Below are 18,899 nucleotides of genomic sequence, written 5' to 3' on the forward strand. Positions count from 1 at the left end.
GATACAGTTCCCACAGCAGGCACTCAATTCCATCATCAGAAGAAAAATTTCAATAAACCACTATATTCTGTAAATAAAATTCAACAAAAAAATGGAAAACAGGAAAAAATCCGCCCTGATGTTTCTGCTCTCAGCTAATAGAGTCAGAACAGGCTGAATAATCCAGCCAGACCTGTCGTCCGGCTGGATACATGCTTCAGATTACAGCTTCAGACCGGCCATGTGCAGCGCCTTGGTTTCAAGGAATTCCTCGATGCCTTCCGCGCCACCCTCACGACCCAACCCAGACTGCTTCACACCACCAAATGGCGCGCACTCCATCGACACCATGCCGGTATTCACGCCAACCATGCCATATTCCAGCGCCTCACCGACGCGCCATGCCCGACTCATGTCCGTCGTGAAGAAATAGCTGGCCAGTCCGAACGGCGTATCGTTGGCCTTGCGGATCACCTCCGCTTCATCGCTGAACTTGAAGATCGGCATCAGCGGCCCGAATGTTTCTTCGCTGAACACGCGCATCTCGGTCGTCACGCCTTCCAGCACGACAGGCGTGGCGAAGTTGCCGTTCGTCTCCAGCGGTGCGCTGACATAGCTGGCCCCTTTGGACAGAGCGTCCTCGACATGCTCGCGGACTTTCTTCACGGCGTTTTCGTTGATGAGCGGCCCCATCGTGACGCCTTCTTCAAGCCCGTTACCAATCTTGAATTTGGCGACCTCTTCCTTCATGCGGGCGACGAACTGGTCGTGGATGCCGTCCTGAACAAAGATGCGGTTGGCGCAGACACAGGTCTGTCCGGCATTGCGGAATTTGCTGGCCAAAGCACCAGCAACAGCCGTTTCCAGATCGGCGTCATCAAAGATGATGAACGGCGCATTACCGCCAAGCTCAAGGCTCAGGCGCTTGATGGTGTCGGCTGACTGTTTCATCAGCAGCGCGCCAACATGAGTGGAGCCGGTAAAGGACAGCTTGCGCACGACCGGGCTGGAGGTCAGCTCAGGGCCGATTTCCTTCGCATCGCCGGTCACGAGAGAGAACAGACCTTTCGGCAGGCCCGCGCGCTCGGCCAGAACGGCTAGCGTCAGCGCGGAATAAGGTGTCAGTTCGGATGGCTTGAGCACCATGCTACACCCGGCAGCAAAGGCCGGGCCGCACTTGCGGGTGATCATGGCGTTGGGGAAATTCCACGGCGTGATAGCGGCGGTCGTGCCGACCGGCTGCTTCACGGTGAGAACGCGGCGGTCCTTCTGTGGCGGCGTGATGACGGCCCCGTTGATACGGCGGGCTTCCTCCGCGAACCATTTGATGAAGGAAGCGCCGTATTTCACTTCGCCCTTCGACTCGGACAGAGGCTTGCCCTGTTCAACCGTCATGATGAGCGCCAGATCGTCCGCGTTTTTCAGGATCAGATCGTACCACGCCATCAGCAGGTCGGCGCGCTCGTCGGGATTGGTGGTTTTCCACTTGGCCTGCGCCCGGTCAGCGGCTTCGATGGCCCGCTGGGTCTCTGCGGCCGTACAGGCCGGAATCGTTCCGATCACTTCACCCGTCGCCGGATTGGTGACGGACAGCGTCTTGCCGGAAGACGACGTCATCCATTCTCCCGCGATATAGGCCTGTTCACGGAAGAGAGACGGATCGGAAAGATTGGCAATGCCCATGATGGACCTCCGGATGAGCGGCGCTCTGTTGAGATGCCGGCTTGTCAGTCACCGAAAAACAGATGACATTACGCCAGACAGATTAACCTTTCTGACGCTGGAGGGTTTTTCAGTCCAGCGTGATCATGACAGGAACGTGGTCGGACGGCTGGGGCATCGCCCGCTCGGCCTTGTCCGGTTCCGCTTTGACAAGACGCTCAGCCACGGCGGGCGAAAGCAGAAGATGGTCAATGCGGAGCCCCATATCACGGTTGAAAGCCCCGGCCTGATAGTCCCAGAACGTATAAATCGTCTCGTCCGGGTGAAGCGCCCGCACGGCGTCCGTCAGACCAAGCCAGAGCAAGCGCCTGAAAGCGGCGCGGCTTTCAGGGCGGACGAGCGCATCCGTAGCGGGCAATGAGCCGGGCGCAAGATCCCGGTCTGTCGGACAGACGTTGTAGTCGCCAGCGAGAATGAAGTCCGTGTCCGCCCGCAGCATGGTTTCCGCATGACGGGCAAGAGCATCCAGAAATTCGAGCTTGCCAAGAAAACCGGCTTCACCGCCGGAGTTGCCGTTGGGGAGATACAGGTTCCCCACTGTCAGGGAATCAAGCCTGACCTCAATATAGCGGGCCGGTGGTTCCGGATCGCTCAGACCCGGCAGTTTACGGGCCAGCACCTCAACCGGACGGCGGGAAAGAACCGCCACTCCGTTGTAGGATTTCTGTCCGACGCAATGAGAGATGTAACCGGCTTCCTCGAAGACCGAAGCGGGAAACAGATGATCCTCGCACTTGATTTCCTGCAACAGCAGCAGGTCCGGTTCATTATGCTTCAACCAGTCGAGGACAAGAGACTGACGCTGACGGATGGAATTGACATTCCAGGTCGCAATTTTCATGGCGTTGTGGCGGCCTTGTGAACCGGGTGTGCAAAATGGCCTGCATCCGCAGACCCGAGGGAAGGCCGGGCTCTCATTCTGCTACGAAGAAAATCAGGCCACAGCGAAAAGAGCAGCAGCGTCAGGCGAGTGAAAAGCTCGTGCCGCATCCACAGCCAGAGGCCGCATTCGGATTATTGACTGCAAAATGCGCGCCCATAAGCTTGTCGACAAAGTCGAGTTCACCGCCATTCATCAGGTCCAGACTGACAGGATCGACCACGACGCGGATACCTTGACTGGTGACCACGAAGTCATCCGGCGACGTTGCCGGGTCGAGTTTGAACTCGTACTGAAAGCCGTTGCACCCCCCCGCCGAAACGGAAACGCGAAGGGCGGACGTCGATTCGGCGCCCCCTTTACTCGCGATGATCTCAGCGATGCGTCTGGCGGCGGCGTCGGAAACGGTGAAGCTCTGGGTCATGGGGAGATAATGGGTTGTCGAAGCGTCAATGTGAAGAGGGACAATAGCAGAAGGGCTTCACAACAGAAGAACTGGTTAACGCCTGTCTCTGAAGGGGCCGGACAGGTGATCGACACGACCCGCCCGGCACCCTTCATAAGATTTAAGGAACAGTTTGAAGCCGATCAGAGCGCCTCGTCACCACTCTCACGCGTACGGATACGCACGACGCGACTGAGATCACTCACAAAAATCTTTCCGTCACCGATTTTTCCGGTGTGCGCGGACTGGAGAATGGCCTCGACCACCTGATCGACGAGCGCGTCAGAGGTTGCGATTTCGATCCTGATCTTGGGCAGAAAACTGACGTGATACTCCGCGCCGCGATAAATCTCGGTCTGCCCTTTCTGAGAGCCCTTTTGGAAATTCGCTATGATAGGTTTTCAAGAGGTTTTGAGCGTGATTCAAAGGCAGGATGTGGACGCCAGCACAACGAGGCCGCATGGCCGAAATTACACGCAAGACGAAACGCTATCCGTCTGATCTGACAGATGAGGAATGGGAGCGCATAGCGCCTCTGATGCCCCCTGCGAACCGGCGTGGTCGGAAACGGACAACCGATTTCCGTGAGATCATCAATGCTCTGCGCTATCTCGTGCGCTCAGGCTGCGGTTGGGAGATGCTTCCGGTTCATTTTGGCCCATGGCAAACGGTTTACTGGTGGTTCCGCAGGCTGATGCGCCGTTTCCTGTTCCAGACCATTCATGATGTCTGTCTGATGCTTGATCGTGAAGCGGCAGGACGCGAAACCAGTCCATCGGGTGGTGTCATTGATAGCCAGAGTATCAAGGCACCCCACGCAAAGACACGTGGTTATGACGCAGGCAAGAAGATCGTCGGTCGGAAACGTCACATCGCAGTTGATACGGATGGCCGCCTTCTCCTGGTCCAGCTGACAACAGCCGATATTTCGGACAGTGCAGGAGGACAGATGATCCTTGATGCCATTCGTAAACGCTGGCCTTGGGTGAAGCACCTGTTCGCCGATGGAGCCTATGACCGCCTCCAGTTGATGGATAAGGCCACTTTTCTCGACTTCACAGTCGAGATCATCCGGCGGTCAGAGACAGCAAAAGGGTTTGAAATCCTGCCGCGTCGGTGGGTTGTGGAACGGACCTTCGGTTGGATGATCCGCTGGCGTCGCCTTGTGAAGGACTACGAACAGCGGATCGACGTCGCAGAGGCCATGATCCACATCGCCATGGGAAGCCTCATGCTACGCCGAAACGCTCATCCGTGAATTTCCAAAAGGGCTCTGACGACCGAATCCTTTGACTTCAGACACGGTCAGCCCCTGGATCCCCAACGGCGAGAGCGCGTCGCGGACGTCGTCGAGCTTGAAGGGCTTGATAATTGCCGTGACGAGCTTCATCCCATTTCCTCTTTAATCACCAGAAAATTCACAACGATGCCGTAATGGCTTTGCCAAGGAAGCATATTGTTTCCTTCCTGTCACGTCATATGGATGACATCGCCTGGGATGGTTCGAACGCGCAAAGCATGCCATGAGTTTCGCCACAGAGGCCGGGCTGTTTTCTACGCACGCAGGCCCGGCGTAAATTATTGAATTCATGGAGGCTCGGTATGTCCAGCACGACGGAACAGAGCACTGGTGAACAAGGTCGTGGCGAAACAGTCACGGACGTCGCGGTCTGCATCATCGGCGCGGGTCCTGTAGGAGCCACGCTGGCATGCCGCCTTGCCCGTGACGGCGTTCCCGTGACCGTCGTGGACCGGGCAGCGCTTCCGCCGATGGAAAATCCGGAATTCGACGGACGGGCCTACGCCATTGCCGCCGGATCAAAAAACCTTCTGGAAGCCGCCGGTGTCTGGGAACATCTCCCGCAGATCCCCTGCCCCATCGAGGACATTCTTGTCACGGACGGCAGGCCGGGGCAGCCTCCTTCCCCGCTGTCCCTTGAGTTCACCCGTGAGGACTCGACACAGCCGTTCGGATGGATGGCGGAAGCCCGCGCCCTGCGCGTGGCGCTGAACGCAACGCTCCACAATTCCCCTCTGGTGACGGTGCTGGCCCCTGCTGATGTCTCGATCGTGCGGAATGAAAACGGTGTGACCGTAAAAGCTACGGATGGCCGCACGATACGGGCGCAGCTTCTTGTCGCCGCAGACGGTCGCGGAAGCCGGACACGTTCCCAGGCCGGCATTCCCATCACGAAACTCGCCTACGGTCAGAGCGGCATCGTCTGTGCAATCACCCATGAATACCCGCATGACAACGGCGCGCTTGAGCATTTCCTGCCGGGTGGCCCCTTCGCCCAGCTTCCGATGACCGGAACCGCCGAGCATCCCAATCTTTCAGCGATTGTCTGGAGTGAAAAGGATGCGATGGCCCGGCGAATCGCTGCCCTTCCGGAAGAGCAGTTCAAGCGTGAACTGAAGCGCCGCATCGGTGACCGACTGGGAGACGTCACACCTGTCGGACGTCGCTGGGTGTATCCGCTCGCTGCGCAGTATGCCCAGCGTTATACCGCCACACGTCTTGTGCTGGTAGGCGATGCGGCCCACGGCATTCACCCAATCGCCGGACAGGGTCTCAATCTCGGTTTCCGGGATGTGATCGCGCTTTCGGATATCCTGATCACCGCGCACGGCAAGGGAGAGGACCTCGGCAACCCGGCCCTGCTGGCCCGCTATCAGGCGCGGTGCCGCCCTGCAAACATGATGATGTTTGTGGCGACCGACGCGCTGGATCGTCTGTTCAGCAACGACAATCCGGTGCTGCGTCTGGCAAGAGATGTCGGGATTGCGACCGTTCAGCGCCTGCCACGACTGCGCAAGGCGTTCGTCAAACACGCTATGGGTGTCTAGGTCTTCTTTTCTGTGAGAACAGTTACAGGGGCTCTGCCCCACAACCCCGCCAAAAGCTCGCCTTTGGAAACCGTTTAACTGGGATCAAGGGGCCTGCGGTCCCTTGCGGATGCGGACAGCGCTCGCATATGGGTCATTCATTGGGATAATGGCCCCAAACGCAATTTATCGCCCTTAGAAACAGAAAAGGTCCGGGAAAACCGGACCTTTGAATGCCTGCCAGTGTACCCCCGGCAGGTAACGGCACCATCAGGTGCCGCGCTATAGACAGTCGTTCAGCCTGTGAGGTCTGAACGGATACGGCTGCGTGGACGACGGGATGCATCGCCTGCACCCGTCGCGGGACGCTGTGTCCGGTTCTCGGACGTAGACTTCAGAGCCGGAGCAGCAGCCAGTTCGGCCTCAAGCTGGGCAATACGCTTGCGCACGCTGTCCCGCAGGGCGGGAGCCGTGTGCGACTTCATGGATGCCAGCGTTTCCTTGAGGTCACGAAGCTGCTTCTGCTTCTCAGCAAGAGTACGGCGGATCGGCTGATTATCCGAAAGCTGGCCGTGAAAAGCACGCATGTTTCAAAACCCATTCAGGCAGGACAAAAGGTTACCCCCATATCTGGAGGACAGATTCTAACAAAAAGTGAAAAAACAGACTCTCTCACCTGTCCTTTACGACTGACCAGTCCTGCCGACGGGCGAGAACGACAGACGTGAGAGGGCTGTCTGTTTTTCGGAGTGCGGGAAAGTGTTCAGAAAATGGAAGTCGGCGTTAATCCGGCGACTGATCATTTCTGTGCAGGATATCCTGCAACGCCTTCACCAGTGCTGCGCATTGCGCATCGGTTCCGACCGTGATCCTGAGCCAGGATGATGTTCGCGGGCCTTTAAGATGGCGCACGATTATCGCCCTTTCTCTCAACGCGGCCGCCAGCATGGCAGCCTCACGATCCTGATGCCGAGCGTAAACAAAGTTGGCGCTGGAAGGCAAGACCTCAAAACCGAGTTCCGCGAGGGAACCCGACAGGGCCGTCCGGGTCGCCATGACCTTGTTGACGCATTCGGCAAGCCATTCTTCATCTTCATAGGCCGCCAGAGCGCCAGCCTGCGCCAGACGATCAAGCGGATAGGAATTGAAGCTGTCCTTCACGCGGACCAGCCCTTCGATCAGGGCAGGATCGCCGACAGCAAAACCGACACGCAGGCCAGCCAGTCCCCGTGATTTGGAGAATGTCTGGACCACCAGAAGATTCGGATAGCGACTGACGAGTGAAACAGCGGATTCAGCGCCGAAATCCACATAAGCTTCATCGATCAGCACAACCCGGTCCGGATGCGCAGCCAGCAGTTTCTCAATGTCCCCAAGTCCGAGAGCAATCCCTGTCGGAGCATTAGGGTTGGCCAGCACGATACCGCTGTTCGGGCGATTGAAATCCTCAATCCGCACACGCAGCCCAGCATCAAGCGGCACAGTTTCAAAAGGCAGACCGTAAAGGCCGCAATAGACCGGATAGAAACTATAGGTCACATCGGCGAACAGCACAGGCTCGCCGTGGTTGAAGAACGCCTGAAACGCGTGCGCCAGAACTTCGTCCGAACCATTGCCGGTAAAGACATGCTCCGCCGTCAGACTCGACCGCCGCGCGATAGCCTCGCGCAGGGCCAGAGAGGCCGGGTCAGGATAAAGCCGAAGTGTTTCATCGGTCGCCGCCTGCATGGCCGCAATCGCCTTGGGCGACGGACCATATGGACTCTCATTGGTGTTCAGCTTGATGAGATTGGTCAGACGCGGCTGCTCACCGGGAACATAAGGCGTGAGGCGGTGAACAAGCGGGCTCCAGAAACGACTCATGAAGAGATTCCAAAAAGAGTGAGCAGATCAGGGTGGCCCTGCGCAACAGCCATTTCACGGGCGCTCTGGCCTTCGCCGTCCTTCTGGTCCGGATCAGCCCCTGCTTCAAGCAGATAACGCACCATATCCGTGCGCCCGAACATGACGGCAAACATCAGCGGCGTACGGCCTACGCTGTTGACGGCGTCTACAGCCGCGCCATGCGCGATCAGGATTTCGGCAATCGGGCGATCGCCTTTGAACGCGACGCCAGCCAGCGCCGTCGCGCCCTTGGCGTCGGTCTTGTCAACGGACGCACCGGATTCGAGCAGTTGCTTCACCGTGTCCGCACGCCCATTATAGGCGGCCAGAATCAGCGGCGTGTATCCCTTGTCATTCGTGACATCCGGGCTCAGGCCCGCCGCGATAAATTCGCGGACAAGATCCGTCTGACCGTCACGCGCAGCTTCAAGGAACAGGGTTTCGATTTCCGCCTGATCGAATGTCTCGCCTTCATGTTCCGGCATCTGACTCTCCCTTCCCGGTTCCACCGCAGCACCCCACACAAAAGGCGCTGTATATCCTTCTACTTTATTCGGTCGTCTCTGCGAAGGACGCTACTGGCTCAACAGTCTCGTTTCACCAAAGCCGAGCGGCACAAAGGCATCCGGAGCAAGTCCGGCCCACTCCGCCGTCTCCCGAAGACAACGTTCGGGCTCCCCCAATGGCTCCTGCGACAACGGAAAAGTTCCGAAATGCATGGGAATCCCGTGACGCGCCTGCAACTGCCGGAACGCCTCCACCGCTTCCACCGGGTCCGTATGAACCTTGCGAAGCATCGGACGCGGCGCGTACGCCCCGATCGGCAGCAGAGCTATATCAGGCGCACCAAGCCGGATGCCAATCTCCTTCCAGTGAGGTCCGTGCGCAGTATCACCCGCAAAGAAGACCGAGGGAGTCTCAGGCGATTTCGGGAAACGCAGGAAGAACCCGCCCCACAGACGTTTCCCGGCATCCGTCAGCCCCCTCTGCGTAAAGTGACGGGCTGGTGTGCAGACGACCTCAAGGTCACTAATCCGCACACTCTGCCACCAGTCCAGTTCGGACACCCGCAACAGGCCAGCTTTCCGAATCAGGTCTCCCGTCTGCGCCGTTGTCACGACCACGGGATTGTCCCGTTGCGCCAGCGCTCGCAGCGAAGGCAGATCGAGATGATCGTAATGGCAATGTGAAACCAGCACGACGTCGATGGGGGGCAGATCGGCCAGCTGGTAGGCTGGTGGCCGGAAACGCTTCGGCCCGATAAACGGAATGGGAGAACAGCGTGCCGAGAAAATCGGGTCTGTCAGCACAGACAGCGTGCCGCCCTCCGGCAATGGAAATCTGAGAAGGAACGTGCTGTGACCGATAAAGGTGACAGCAGCTTCCCCCTGTTCCGGCACGTCGTGCGGATCGCCCGGCGCGTCCGGTTCCAGGTTTTGCGGCATTTTTTCCAGAATATTCGATATGACCCAGCGCAGAAACGTCAGAGGTCTTATCCCCCGTCGTTTTTTCCCTGCCTGAGCCGCCGACCGTGGGGGAACCGGTTGATCTGGCCATGCCAGGGGCCTTGGAGCCTCCTGCCAGTCTTCCGGGAGAGGTGGATTGATGAAAATCTCGCCGTTGCAATGATCAGAGAGAGGAAGCGCTGCCTTTTTCATGAAGGGAAAATAGCATCGGAAAAGGAAGACGCCATCAGAACTTCTGCTCACTGTATCCAGCAAGCTGTCAGGCGCTTTCTGCACTATGCTCCTTTCTTCTGCCCTCACAGAAAGAGACAGAGAAGTTCCATCGCAAGATGTCTATACGAAGTCGCAATGATCACGTAACACAGACGCGAATATTCCCCGACAGGGGCAAAGCGGGAGCCAAGCATGTCTGAACTGAAAAACGAGTTCGATTGCGCCAGAAGTCTCAAGGAAGGGCGCTACTGGATGCCGTTCACGGCCAATCGCCGGGTGAAGGAACAGGGCATGGCCCGTGTTCTGGAGAGCGCAAGTGGACCGTATTACACGACCGCCGACGGCGTGAAGCTGTTTGATACGCTGTCCGGCCTGTGGTGCTCCCCACTGGGACACGCCGATCCACGGATCTCGGAAACCCTGAAAAAACAGGCAGACACGCTCGACTATGCACCGGGCTTCCAGCTTGCCAACCCCGTCACAGTCCGTCTCGCCGAGCGCATCGCCAATATGGCGCCTGCCGGGCTTGAGCATGTCTTTTTCGCCAACTCCGGATCGGAAGCCGCCGACACGGCTCTGAAGGCCGCCATCGGTTACCACCGGCTGCGTGGCGAAGGTGGTCGCTTCCGTCTGATCGGACGTGAGCGTGGTTATCACGGCGTCGGACTGGGCGGCATGTCGGTCGGCGGCATTGTCCCCAACCGCAAAATGTTCGCCACAATCATGGTGCCGGGCGTGGATCACATCCGTCACCCCTACGACCACGCCAGGGTCGCCTTCTCGAAAGGCCAGCCCGAGTGGGGTGCGGAAATGGCCGAGGATCTGGAGCGCGTCATCGCCCTGCATGACGCCTCCACCATCGCCGCGGTCATGGTGGAACCGGTGCAGGGTTCCACCGGTGTGCTGGTGCCGCCGATCGGCTATCTCGAACGCCTGCGCGAGATCTGCACGAAGCACGGCATCTTGCTGATCTTCGACGAGGTCATCACCGGTTTCGGTCGTATGGGCGAAAACTTCGCCTCGCAGCGCTTTGGCGTGAAGCCGGACATGATCACCTTCGCCAAGGCCGTGACCAACGGCATCGTGCCGATGGGCGGCGTGATCGTGACTGACGAGATCTACAACACCTTCATGACCGGCCCCGAGAACGCCATCGAGTTCGCGCACGGCTATACCTATTCCGGCCATCCGCTGGCGGCCGCCGTGGCGCACACTGTTCTCGACATCATGGAAGAGGAAAGCCTGATCGCCCGCGCCCGCTCGCTTGAGCCGGTGCTGGAAGAAGCCATTCACAGCCTGCGCGACCTGCCGATTGTGCATGACATCCGCAATATCGGCCTTACGGCGGGCGTCGATCTGAAGCCACGTAAAGATGCGCCCGGGGCACGATGTCTTGAACTGTTCGAAAAAGGGCTGAAGAACGGGCTTCTTCTGCGCTGCACGGGCGAGACGATCTCTTTCGGCCCTCCCTTCATTTCGACACCAGAGCAGTTGCGTGACATGGTTGCGACCGTCCGCAAACTGATTACTGAACTGGACTGACACCATTCCGCTTCGGCGGACAACGGAGATTTTCATGCCTCTTCTGCATTTTCACGTCTATGAAGGCCGCAACGAGGCCGAGATCAAGAAGCTCCTCGACACGGCGCACGAAGCCATGCTGGAGGCGTTTCAGGTACCGCGTGGCGATCGCTACCAGATCGTGACCGAGCATAAACCGTCACACATGATTCTTGAGGATACGGGCCTCGATATTCCCCGCACAAAGGACATGGTGCTGCTGCAGGTGTTCAGCCGTCCGCGTGGTGACGGCGGCTTCGCCCTGTTCTACCGTCTGCTCACCGAGCGTCTGGAAGCAGAGTGTGGAATCAAGTCGTCCGACGTCATGATTTCCGTGGTGGAGAACAAGGATGCCCACTGGTCGTTCGGTCTGGGCCGCGCCCAGTTCCTGACAGGCGAGCTTCCGCTCCGGAAGTAATGAAACAGAGGGCAGACCGGAGAAACGTCCGATCTGCCCAGTTACAACACGCCATCCCGGAGGTCTCTCCAGATTCTCCACAATTCCATCGCGTCCGGTAAGGCCCTGTGCTTTCGCGATGTCCGTTTTTCTTCCCGCATGCGAACCTGAGCCAGCAACGTAGCGTCTTCCGCCGCCGACACTCCCCTGTGTGCTGACCGCAACGCCTCCACCCATGCTTCCAACACGGGATGGACGACAGGCCCGCTTTTTCCGACAACGCCACACAGTCTTTTCAGCCAGCCGCGATCAAAGGCCGGCGCATCCGTGACAATCCGGCAGTTTTCCGTGGCCGCCAGAAAGCGCTGAGCCACCATGGCCGCTGGACTGCCTTCGCGCATGAGCGTGTCCCGACTCACCCCATGCAGAGCCTCGGCTTCTTCCGACCAGTCTGTCCAATCCGGTTCCGGACGGATCAGGAAGCTTTCACTTTTCCCATTCTCCCAGACCCAGGCGATTTCGATGGGATAACTATCGACGTTGAGAGAAGAGGCTTCATTATCCAGAAAAATGAACACGTTAGAGCCAGCACTGCCTTTCTGTACCGGATATTCTGCCGGGCCATGAGCGCCGAACAAGACAGAAATAGACGCATTTCAGAAGAATCTTTACATCATTTTATGTCCATTCAATGGCTTAATATATAATTTTTCTTTTATTTTCAATTGATTGAAAATTTTCAGCCTTTCTGACTCTAATTTTTTTGTGTCAAAACATTTCTAATTGTCCTCCTGTTTCATGATTACGTTTTTTAATTTGCTTCATACTCAATCCGAAAAACACTCGGATTCAGAAAAAACCCTTTTTTTGACACAATCCATGGAAAGCCCCTTCACGCCCCGCAATCACGTTACGGATTGAACATCCCTGCTTTGGTGTTTTGACGCATATCCGGTATGTTTCGGGTTCGCATCGTTCTGCGCGTCCGCGACCCATCACACAAGCCGGGCTTGGCCCGAAACTGGATGTCAGGAGCTTTCGGGATGAGCTTCCATCATACACTCGGCGGAGAACGCTACGGATTTGATGACCTCAAGGCGCTGCTCGCAGCCGCATCCTCCCAGAGATCTGGCGATGAGCTGGCAGGCCTTGCCGCCACATCCGACGGTCAGCGCATGGCCGCCCGCTATGCCCTGGCGGAGCTGCCTCTCAGCACTTTCCTGAGCACCGATCTCGTTCCCTACGAAGAAGACGAGGTCACGCGGCTGATCGTGGATACTCACGACAAGGCCGCCTTCGCTCCCATCGCCCATCTGACGGTTGGTGGTTTCCGTGACTGGCTCCTGTCGCACGAGGCTGACACAGCGACCCTCGCCGCCGTAGCGCCGGGCATCACACCTGAAATGGCCGCCGCCGTCAGCAAGATCATGCGCAATCAGGATCTGATGAGCGTTGCGCGCAAGATCAGGGTGATAACCAGGTTCCGCAACACCATCGGACTTGAGGGATGCCTCGCCTCCCGTCTGCAACCCAACCATCCGACGGACGATCTCAAAGGCATCGCCGCCTCCACGCTGGACGGGCTGCTGTATGGCATGGGTGATGCAGTCATCGGGATCAATCCGGCAACGGACAGTGTCGCCAACGGACTGGCGCTGCTCGACATGCTCGACCATGCCCGACAGCATTACGATATTCCCACTCAGACCTGCGTTTTGACGCATGTGACGAACACCATCGAGATCATCAATCGCGGTGGCGCGGTCGATCTGGTGTTCCAGTCCATCGCCGGCACCCAGAAGGCCAATGAAGGGTTTGGCGTCAACCTCGCCATCCTCAAGGAAGCCCATGATGCCGCGCAGGGACTGAAGCGCGGCACGGTCGGCGACAACCTCATGTATTTCGAGACCGGACAGGGTGCAGCGCTTTCCGCTGACGCGCATCACGGCATTGACCAGCAGACCGTCGAGGCGCGGGCCTATGCTGTGGCTCGGGCCTACAGACCGCTGCTGGTCAACACGGTCGTGGGCTTCATTGGTCCGGAATATCTCTATGACGGCAAGCAGATCATCCGCGCCGGTCTTGAGGATCATTTCTGCGCCAAGCTGATGGGCGTGCCGATGGGATGTGACGCCTGTTACACCAATCACGCCGAAGCCGATCAGGACGACATGGACAACCTGATGGTGCTGCTGGGCACAGCGGGCATTTCCTTCCTGATCGGTGTGCCGGGCGCGGATGACATCATGCTCAACTATCAGAGCCTGTCCTTCCACGACATTCTGACATTGCGGACGCTGCTGAACCTGAAACCGGCACCTGAATTCGCGGCATGGCTTGAAAAAATGGGGCTGTATGACAGCGGCAATAACAGAATGCTGCCCCTGTCTCCCAGCCAGACACTTCTTGGCCAGATGATTGCCTGACATGACAGACAAGACACTCCCCACCGCATCAACCAGAGGCGGCAGCCCCGACCCGTGGCAAGGACTGCGTTCCCTCACCCGCGCCCGCATCGGGCTGGGCCGCAGCGGAAATGCCCAGCGCAGCACGGATGTTCTCGCGTTTCAGGCGGCCCACGCACAGGCGCGTGACGCCGTGCATACGCCGCTCGACATCGACACGATGCAGGCGCAGCTGAAGGACGAACCCTGCCTGATCGTTCACAGCCGCGCACCGGATCGCCCGACCTATCTGCGTCGGCCTGATCTGGGACGGCGACTTGATGCCGAAAGCCTCGCCAGTCTGAAAAAAGGCTGCTGGGATGTCGTGTTTGTTGCAGCAGATGGCCTCTCCTCCGTCGCCACAACGGAGGGCGCGGTTGCCCTGTATCACGCGATGAAAGAGCGCCTGAAAGACTGGTCGATTGCGCCTCTTGTCATTGCAAAGGAAGGTCGCGTCGCCATAGGCGATGAGATCGCCGCCGCCATGGGCGCCAGCATGGTCGTCATGATGATCGGCGAACGTCCGGGCCTCAGCGTTGCGAACAGCATGGGCGCCTATCTCACATACGCACCACGCGTGGGCTGCCCGGATTCGGCGCGCAACTGCCTTTCCAACATTCACCCTCATGGCCAGCAAACGGCTGCGGCGGCTGACAAGCTCGCCTGGCTGATGCGCGAGGCCAGACAGCGCAAGCTGACCGGCGTCGATCTGAAAGATGACGCACCGGAAAGCACACTTCTCCAACAGACACCACCCGCTCTTGATAAGGACACACGCGCATGACCACGGGTGCGACAAAACTCAACAAGACACTGAGTGCTTTCCATTTATGGGGTATCGGTGTCGGCCTTGTGATTTCAGGCGAATATTTCGGCTGGAGTTATGGATGGGGCACGGCCGGAACGCTTGGTTTCATGGTCGCCACGATCTTCGTAGCCCTGATGTACACATCCTTTATCTTCAGTTTTACGGAACTGACGACAGCCATTCCCCATGCAGGTGGTCCGTTCACTTACAGCTTCCGCGCACTGGGTCCGCTGGGAGGTCTGATCGCAGGCCTTGCGACTCTCGTTGAATTCATTTTCGCACCTCCTGCAATCGCTCTTGCGATTGGTGCTTATCTGAACGTGCAGTTTCCGGCTTTATCACCCAAAGTTGCGGCCGTGGGTGCTTACATCATCTTCATGGCGCTCAATATAGTCGGCGTTCATATTGCCGCATCCTTTGAACTGTTCGTGACCATAGCGGCCATTATCGAACTTCTTGTCTTCATGGGTGTGGTCGCACCCGCCTTCTCATGGGACAACTTCATTCATGACGGCTGGGGCGTTGCTCCTCATTTCGGTCTTGAAGCTATGGGAGGCATTTTTGCCGCCATTCCTTTTGCCATCTGGTTCTTTCTCGCCATTGAAGGCGTGGCAATGGCGGCAGAAGAAGCAAAAGACCCAAAACGTTCGATTCCTGTGGCCTATATCGCAAGTGTGCTGACGCTCGTTTCCCTTGCTTTCGGCGTCATGATCTTTGCCGGTGGTGTGGGTGACTGGAAAGCGCTGGCTAATCTGAATGATCCGCTTCCCGAGGCCATGAAACGTGTTGTCGGAACAAACAGCGGCTGGCTGCACATGCTGGTATGGCTTGGACTTTTCGGTCTTGTCGCCTCCCTGCACGGCATCATCATGGGCTACGCCCGTCAGATCTTTGCGCTTGCCCGCGCCGGATTTCTTCCTGCGGTTCTGGGAAAGATCCATCCACGCTTCCAGACCCCTTACGTCGCTACCATTGCAGGCGGAATCGTGGGAATCGCTGCTATTTTCTCTGACGATGTTGTTTCGATAGCTGGTCAGTCCCTGACAGCCACACTTGTCACGATGTCCGTTTTCGGTGCTCTGACCATGTATATTCTCAGCATGATCAGCCTGTTCGTGCTGCGTCGCAAGGAGCCGGACATGGAGCGTTCCTACCGTGCGCCACTTTATCCGATCCTTCCGGCACTCGCCTTGAGTTGCGCAATTGTCGCACTGACTGCGGTTATTTTTTACAACACAACAATTTTCTTGATTTATATCGCATTCATAATGATTTTGTCTGTGTTCTTTATGATGCGATCCACGAAGAAGCGCCTGCAGGCTTCCTGAGCCAGTCAGAGTCGATCACGAGAGAGGGAAGTTATATGATCGAGAAATACCGCAGAAAAGGCCTGCTTCTTTCATCAGCACTGATGACAGCAAGCCTGATCCTGCCGTATGCGGCCCACGCACAGACTGTGTCATCGCCAGCTCCGGCAACGGCACCTGTCGTCAACATCAATGCGCCCAAAGCCACGCCGGCTCCTGACGCCCTGGCTGACAACGACAAACTCGTCGATGACGATGTTGCGGAAACCGAAGAAAGCCTGAAAGTCGTACAGGGCAACATTTTCCACCCCAAGGCAGGAAAACCTCTCTCCTACTGGGATGGACTGGTGGGGCATCTCACCGTGGAAGCCGGTATCGCCGGCAACCCCTGGACACGCTCGGCACGCAACTTCGGACAGTTCTATGTTGACCGCGCCAACACCGTTACACTCAACCAGATCATGGGCTCCCTCTCCCATCCTGTCACGAGCATTGGTGATGGTTACGGCTTCGGCTTCAACTTTGAAGTCATGTATGGTTCGGATGCGCGTTTCGATCCGACCGCAGGTATGGGTAGTGGCTCATTAACAGGTCTGTATCAGTGGGTTCCGACACAGGCGCATGTTGACTTCCACATGCCGTGGCTCTTCAAGCGGGGTATCGATGTCCAGCTTGGTCAGATGTATGGTCTGCTCGGTTCCGAAGGCACACCGGCCCTTGCCCGTCCCTTCTATACCTTCAACTATGCCTCGGATTACATCGTACCGTTCCAGGTCATCGGCATCTATACCACGCTACACCTGAACAAGCATGTTGACTGGATTCTGGGTATTGACGCGGGCAACTCAACGTCCTTCGGCAATGCCGGAAACAACAGCCGCCCGAAGGGAACTTTCGGCTTCGCCTTCAACGATCTCATGGATGGCAAGCTGAGCTTCCATCTCCTTGGTCACTTCGGTCCGCAGGGCAACAATGGAGATTCGCGCGCCGCGGCCGGATGGTACAGTGTGGGCGTCGGCAAGATCGCCAACGAAAAGATGCAGTATAACGGCGACATCCTTGCGACCTACAAGCTCAACAAAAAGATGACCATCACTGTTGACGGGACCTATCTGCATGATGATCTGGCGCGTGATGATGTCTATGGTGTCACAAGCTATTTCGCCTACGACATCAATCCGAACCTGACCTTCAACGCCCGTGGTGAAATCCTGCGTGACAACACAGGCGGCACGATCGCTGAATATTCAAGCTTCACATCCTTTACCAAGGCTTTGACAAACCAGCCTTACCCCTACTATGTCGCGGCTCCAACGACCTTTGGTGCGCTGACGGTCGGCGTCACCTATCGTCCGGAATTCATCAACAAACATGTCAGTTTCGGACAGTTCACCTTCCGTCCAGAAGTCCGTCTCGACAAATCGCTCAACGGGACACGCCCCTTCAACCAGGCGGGCACGGTCGCCAATCCGGTCGTCAACAACGGCACCAGCAACATGCTGTGGTTCAACGCCGATGCCATCTGGGCCTTCTGATCCAGATTACGCATAAACAGACTGTCTATACAGGGGAGTGCCAGCACTCCCCTGAACGAAAAGAGATCGCCACAAGCGCCTCTCGCCATGATCCTGTGAACATGATCTTATAGGCCCACCAACCACCATGGATGGGCCTGATGGTCACAGCTCCTTTTGCGGTCAACGCACACGCCTCACGCGGCAGACTCTATGACGAGCCTGCGTCTCCCACACGCTCGCCCTGGCAGCGGGATCGTGACCGGGTCATCCATTCATCAGGCTTCCGGCGGCTTCAGTACAAAACTCAGGTTTTTATCAATCACGAAGGTGATTTCTTCCGAACCCGCCTGACACACTCCCTCGAAGTGGCCCAGATCGCACGATCCATGGCCAGGCATTTCGGAGCAGATGAAGACATCACAGAAGCCATCGCCCTCGCCCATGATCTTGGTCACACTCCTTTCGGCCATGCAGGAGAGGATGCTCTTTCCCTCGCGATGGAGCCTTGGGGCGGGTTCGATCACAATACACAGGCTCTTCGGCAGGTGACTGTACTGGAGCAACGTTATCTCCAGTTCGATGGCCTCAATCTGACATGGGAAACGCTGGAAGGACTGGTGAAACATAACGGCCCGGTCAGTCACGTTTCCGGCTGGCTGCGCGATTATACAGCAGCTCAGGATCTGGAGTTGCACACCTTCGCTTCGCTTGAGGCGCAACTGGCAGCCTTGGCCGACGATATCGCCTATCACGGGCATGATCTGGACGACGGGATCAAATCCGGTCTGCTTACGCTGGACGATCTGGTTGATGTGCCCGTGGTCAGCGACGCCTTGCGGGAAGCGCGTCGGATTGCCGCAACCCTGCCGCCCCGTCCCGTTACATCCTTCGGAGCCGGTAGCCGCACGGGGGATGCACCCACGACCGCCAGCGCATCCATCGCTACACAGGATCAACGCCTCCGCCATGAGATGGTGAGGCGTATCGTCCATGCTCTCGTCTCGGATGTTCTCAAACAAACCGAAAAAAATCTCGTCGCTCTCGAACCGAAATCCGCCAGCGACATCCGTCATGCCACCAAGCCGGTTGTAAGTTTCAGTCCGGCCATGGGCGAGGCCAATGCGCAGATCCGTTCTTTCCTGTTCGCCAACCTTTATCGGCACTGGAAAGTCAAACGGATGACGCACAAGGCGAAGCATGTGGTCGCCGAGCTGTTCGATACGCTGGGCTCATCCCCAGGTCTTCTGCCTGACGGATGGCGTGAACAGGCCGATGCCGCCGCCGATGAAGCAGGGCGCCGCCGTGTCGTCGCCGACTATCTGGCGTCCATGACCGACCGTTTCGCGATGGAAGAGCATCGGCGTCTGACCGATCTGTCCGTGCCGGGGTAATATCAGCGGCGTTACGGATTGACCCTTCTGCGGGCTTTGCTCTTACCCACAGGGAGACAA

Annotated in this window: 17 protein-coding genes and 2 pseudogenes; 9 read left to right on the forward strand and 10 right to left on the reverse strand. The window is 57.6% G+C overall.

The window, feature by feature from the left end; genetic code table 11:
- Positions 1-201: 201 nt before the first annotated feature.
- From EMQ_RS08075 to EMQ_RS08090, 4 genes and pseudogenes are all read right to left on the reverse strand, one after another.
- Positions 202-1,662, reverse strand: coding sequence for an NAD-dependent succinate-semialdehyde dehydrogenase (locus tag EMQ_RS08075; RefSeq protein ID WP_010667936.1), 1,461 nt, complete (start codon positions 1,660-1,662; stop codon positions 202-204).
- Between the two features lie 109 nt (positions 1,663-1,771).
- Positions 1,772-2,542 carry an exodeoxyribonuclease III gene (locus tag EMQ_RS08080; protein WP_010667935.1) on the reverse strand — a complete coding sequence of 257 codons (771 nt, stop codon included), beginning with the start codon at positions 2,540-2,542 and terminating at the stop codon, positions 1,772-1,774.
- Between the two features lie 121 nt (positions 2,543-2,663).
- Positions 2,664-3,005 (reverse strand): iron-sulfur cluster insertion protein ErpA, encoded by a 342-nt coding sequence (gene erpA, locus EMQ_RS08085; RefSeq protein ID WP_010667934.1) that lies wholly within the window; start codon positions 3,003-3,005, stop codon positions 2,664-2,666.
- A 164-nt stretch (positions 3,006-3,169) separates the two neighbouring features.
- Positions 3,170-3,400, reverse strand: a pseudogene (locus EMQ_RS08090) (P-II family nitrogen regulator); the annotation flags it as partial.
- Between the two features lie 59 nt (positions 3,401-3,459).
- Here EMQ_RS08090 and EMQ_RS08095 point away from each other — a divergent pair.
- On the forward strand, positions 3,460-4,284 hold the full coding sequence (locus tag EMQ_RS08095; protein ID WP_081617470.1) for an IS5-like element IS12528 family transposase: 825 nt from the start codon (positions 3,460-3,462) through the stop codon (positions 4,282-4,284).
- A 15-nt stretch (positions 4,285-4,299) separates the two neighbouring features.
- On the opposite strand, the pseudogene EMQ_RS08100 reads toward EMQ_RS08095, so the two are convergent.
- Positions 4,300-4,416: pseudogene (locus EMQ_RS08100) on the reverse strand (P-II family nitrogen regulator); the annotation flags it as partial.
- Positions 4,417-4,628: 212 nt separating this feature from the next.
- Here EMQ_RS08100 and EMQ_RS08105 point away from each other — a divergent pair.
- A complete protein-coding gene (locus tag EMQ_RS08105; protein WP_010665882.1) occupies positions 4,629-5,873 on the forward strand; it encodes a UbiH/UbiF/VisC/COQ6 family ubiquinone biosynthesis hydroxylase in 1,245 nt (414 codons plus the stop codon).
- Between the two features lie 275 nt (positions 5,874-6,148).
- On the opposite strand, the gene EMQ_RS08110 is transcribed toward EMQ_RS08105, so the two are convergent.
- The 4 genes from EMQ_RS08110 to EMQ_RS08125 form a co-directional block, all read right to left on the reverse strand.
- Complete coding sequence (locus EMQ_RS08110) at positions 6,149-6,439, reverse strand: hypothetical protein (protein ID WP_010665881.1); 291 nt, start codon at positions 6,437-6,439, stop codon at positions 6,149-6,151.
- Between the two features lie 196 nt (positions 6,440-6,635).
- On the reverse strand, positions 6,636-7,715 hold the full coding sequence (hisC, locus tag EMQ_RS08115; RefSeq protein WP_010665880.1) for a histidinol-phosphate transaminase: 1,080 nt from the start codon (positions 7,713-7,715) through the stop codon (positions 6,636-6,638).
- Complete coding sequence (locus tag EMQ_RS08120; protein ID WP_010665879.1) at positions 7,712-8,221, reverse strand: ankyrin repeat domain-containing protein; 510 nt, start codon at positions 8,219-8,221, stop codon at positions 7,712-7,714. The genes hisC and EMQ_RS08120 overlap by 4 nt, the downstream gene beginning before the upstream one ends.
- 90 nt (positions 8,222-8,311) lie before the next feature.
- Positions 8,312-9,181, reverse strand: coding sequence for an MBL fold metallo-hydrolase (locus EMQ_RS08125; protein WP_231367969.1), 870 nt, complete (start codon positions 9,179-9,181; stop codon positions 8,312-8,314).
- 426 nt (positions 9,182-9,607) lie between these two features.
- On the opposite strand from EMQ_RS08125, the gene EMQ_RS08130 reads away from it, so the two are divergent.
- Positions 9,608-10,957: an aspartate aminotransferase family protein gene (locus EMQ_RS08130; protein WP_010665877.1), complete on the forward strand. Its 1,350-nt coding sequence runs from the start codon at positions 9,608-9,610 to the stop codon at positions 10,955-10,957.
- A 34-nt stretch (positions 10,958-10,991) separates the two neighbouring features.
- On the forward strand, positions 10,992-11,393 hold the full coding sequence (locus tag EMQ_RS08135; protein WP_010665876.1) for a tautomerase family protein: 402 nt from the start codon (positions 10,992-10,994) through the stop codon (positions 11,391-11,393).
- Positions 11,394-11,434: 41 nt separating this feature from the next.
- Here the strand turns inward: EMQ_RS08135 and EMQ_RS08140 are convergent, their stop codons facing one another.
- Complete coding sequence (locus tag EMQ_RS08140; RefSeq protein ID WP_018308189.1) at positions 11,435-11,950, reverse strand: 3'-5' exonuclease; 516 nt, start codon at positions 11,948-11,950, stop codon at positions 11,435-11,437.
- A gap of 465 nt (positions 11,951-12,415) precedes the next feature.
- Here EMQ_RS08140 and EMQ_RS08145 point away from each other — a divergent pair, with 465 nt between their 5' ends.
- The 5 genes from EMQ_RS08145 (at position 12,416) to dgt (ending at position 18,839) form a co-directional block, all read left to right on the forward strand.
- A complete protein-coding gene (locus EMQ_RS08145) occupies positions 12,416-13,798 on the forward strand; it encodes an ethanolamine ammonia-lyase subunit EutB (protein WP_010668391.1) in 1,383 nt (460 codons plus the stop codon).
- A 1-nt stretch (position 13,799) separates the two neighbouring features.
- The gene (gene eutC, locus EMQ_RS08150) at positions 13,800-14,600 is read left to right on the forward strand and encodes an ethanolamine ammonia-lyase subunit EutC (RefSeq protein WP_010668392.1); all 801 of its coding nucleotides are present in this window, start codon (positions 13,800-13,802) and stop codon (positions 14,598-14,600) included.
- Complete coding sequence (gene eat, locus EMQ_RS08155; protein ID WP_018308188.1) at positions 14,597-15,952, forward strand: ethanolamine permease; 1,356 nt, start codon at positions 14,597-14,599, stop codon at positions 15,950-15,952. The genes eutC and eat overlap by 4 nt, the downstream gene beginning before the upstream one ends.
- 35 nt (positions 15,953-15,987) lie before the next feature.
- Positions 15,988-17,466 (forward strand): outer membrane beta-barrel protein, encoded by a 1,479-nt coding sequence (locus tag EMQ_RS08160; protein WP_010667043.1) that lies wholly within the window; start codon positions 15,988-15,990, stop codon positions 17,464-17,466.
- A gap of 140 nt (positions 17,467-17,606) precedes the next feature.
- On the forward strand, positions 17,607-18,839 hold the full coding sequence (dgt, locus tag EMQ_RS08165) for a dGTP triphosphohydrolase (RefSeq protein ID WP_010667044.1): 1,233 nt from the start codon (positions 17,607-17,609) through the stop codon (positions 18,837-18,839).
- The last annotated feature ends 60 nt before the right edge of the window (positions 18,840-18,899 follow it).

The organism is Acetobacter aceti NBRC 14818, from assembly GCF_000193495.2.
Classification (GTDB): Bacteria; Pseudomonadota; Alphaproteobacteria; order Acetobacterales; family Acetobacteraceae; genus Acetobacter; species Acetobacter aceti.

Coding starts and splice junctions, on each gene's coding strand:
- EMQ_RS08075 (WP_010667936.1), bottom strand. CDS start 1,662: ATGGGCATTGCCAATCTTTCCGATCCGTCTCTCTTCCGTGAACAGGCC.
- EMQ_RS08080 (WP_010667935.1), bottom strand. CDS start 2,542: ATGAAAATTGCGACCTGGAATGTCAATTCCATCCGTCAGCGTCAGTCT.
- erpA (WP_010667934.1), bottom strand. CDS start 3,005: ATGACCCAGAGCTTCACCGTTTCCGACGCCGCCGCCAGACGCATCGCT.
- EMQ_RS08095 (WP_081617470.1), top strand. CDS start 3,460: ATGTGGACGCCAGCACAACGAGGCCGCATGGCCGAAATTACACGCAAG.
- EMQ_RS08105 (WP_010665882.1), top strand. CDS start 4,629: ATGTCCAGCACGACGGAACAGAGCACTGGTGAACAAGGTCGTGGCGAA.
- EMQ_RS08110 (WP_010665881.1), bottom strand. CDS start 6,439: ATGCGTGCTTTTCACGGCCAGCTTTCGGATAATCAGCCGATCCGCCGT.
- hisC (WP_010665880.1), bottom strand. CDS start 7,715: ATGAGTCGTTTCTGGAGCCCGCTTGTTCACCGCCTCACGCCTTATGTT.
- EMQ_RS08120 (WP_010665879.1), bottom strand. CDS start 8,221: ATGCCGGAACATGAAGGCGAGACATTCGATCAGGCGGAAATCGAAACC.
- EMQ_RS08125 (WP_231367969.1), bottom strand. CDS start 9,181: ATGCCGCAAAACCTGGAACCGGACGCGCCGGGCGATCCGCACGACGTG.
- EMQ_RS08130 (WP_010665877.1), top strand. CDS start 9,608: ATGTCTGAACTGAAAAACGAGTTCGATTGCGCCAGAAGTCTCAAGGAA.
- EMQ_RS08135 (WP_010665876.1), top strand. CDS start 10,992: ATGCCTCTTCTGCATTTTCACGTCTATGAAGGCCGCAACGAGGCCGAG.
- EMQ_RS08145 (WP_010668391.1), top strand. CDS start 12,416: ATGAGCTTCCATCATACACTCGGCGGAGAACGCTACGGATTTGATGAC.
- eutC (WP_010668392.1), top strand. CDS start 13,800: ATGACAGACAAGACACTCCCCACCGCATCAACCAGAGGCGGCAGCCCC.
- eat (WP_018308188.1), top strand. CDS start 14,597: ATGACCACGGGTGCGACAAAACTCAACAAGACACTGAGTGCTTTCCAT.
- EMQ_RS08160 (WP_010667043.1), top strand. CDS start 15,988: ATGATCGAGAAATACCGCAGAAAAGGCCTGCTTCTTTCATCAGCACTG.
- dgt (WP_010667044.1), top strand. CDS start 17,607: ATGGTCACAGCTCCTTTTGCGGTCAACGCACACGCCTCACGCGGCAGA.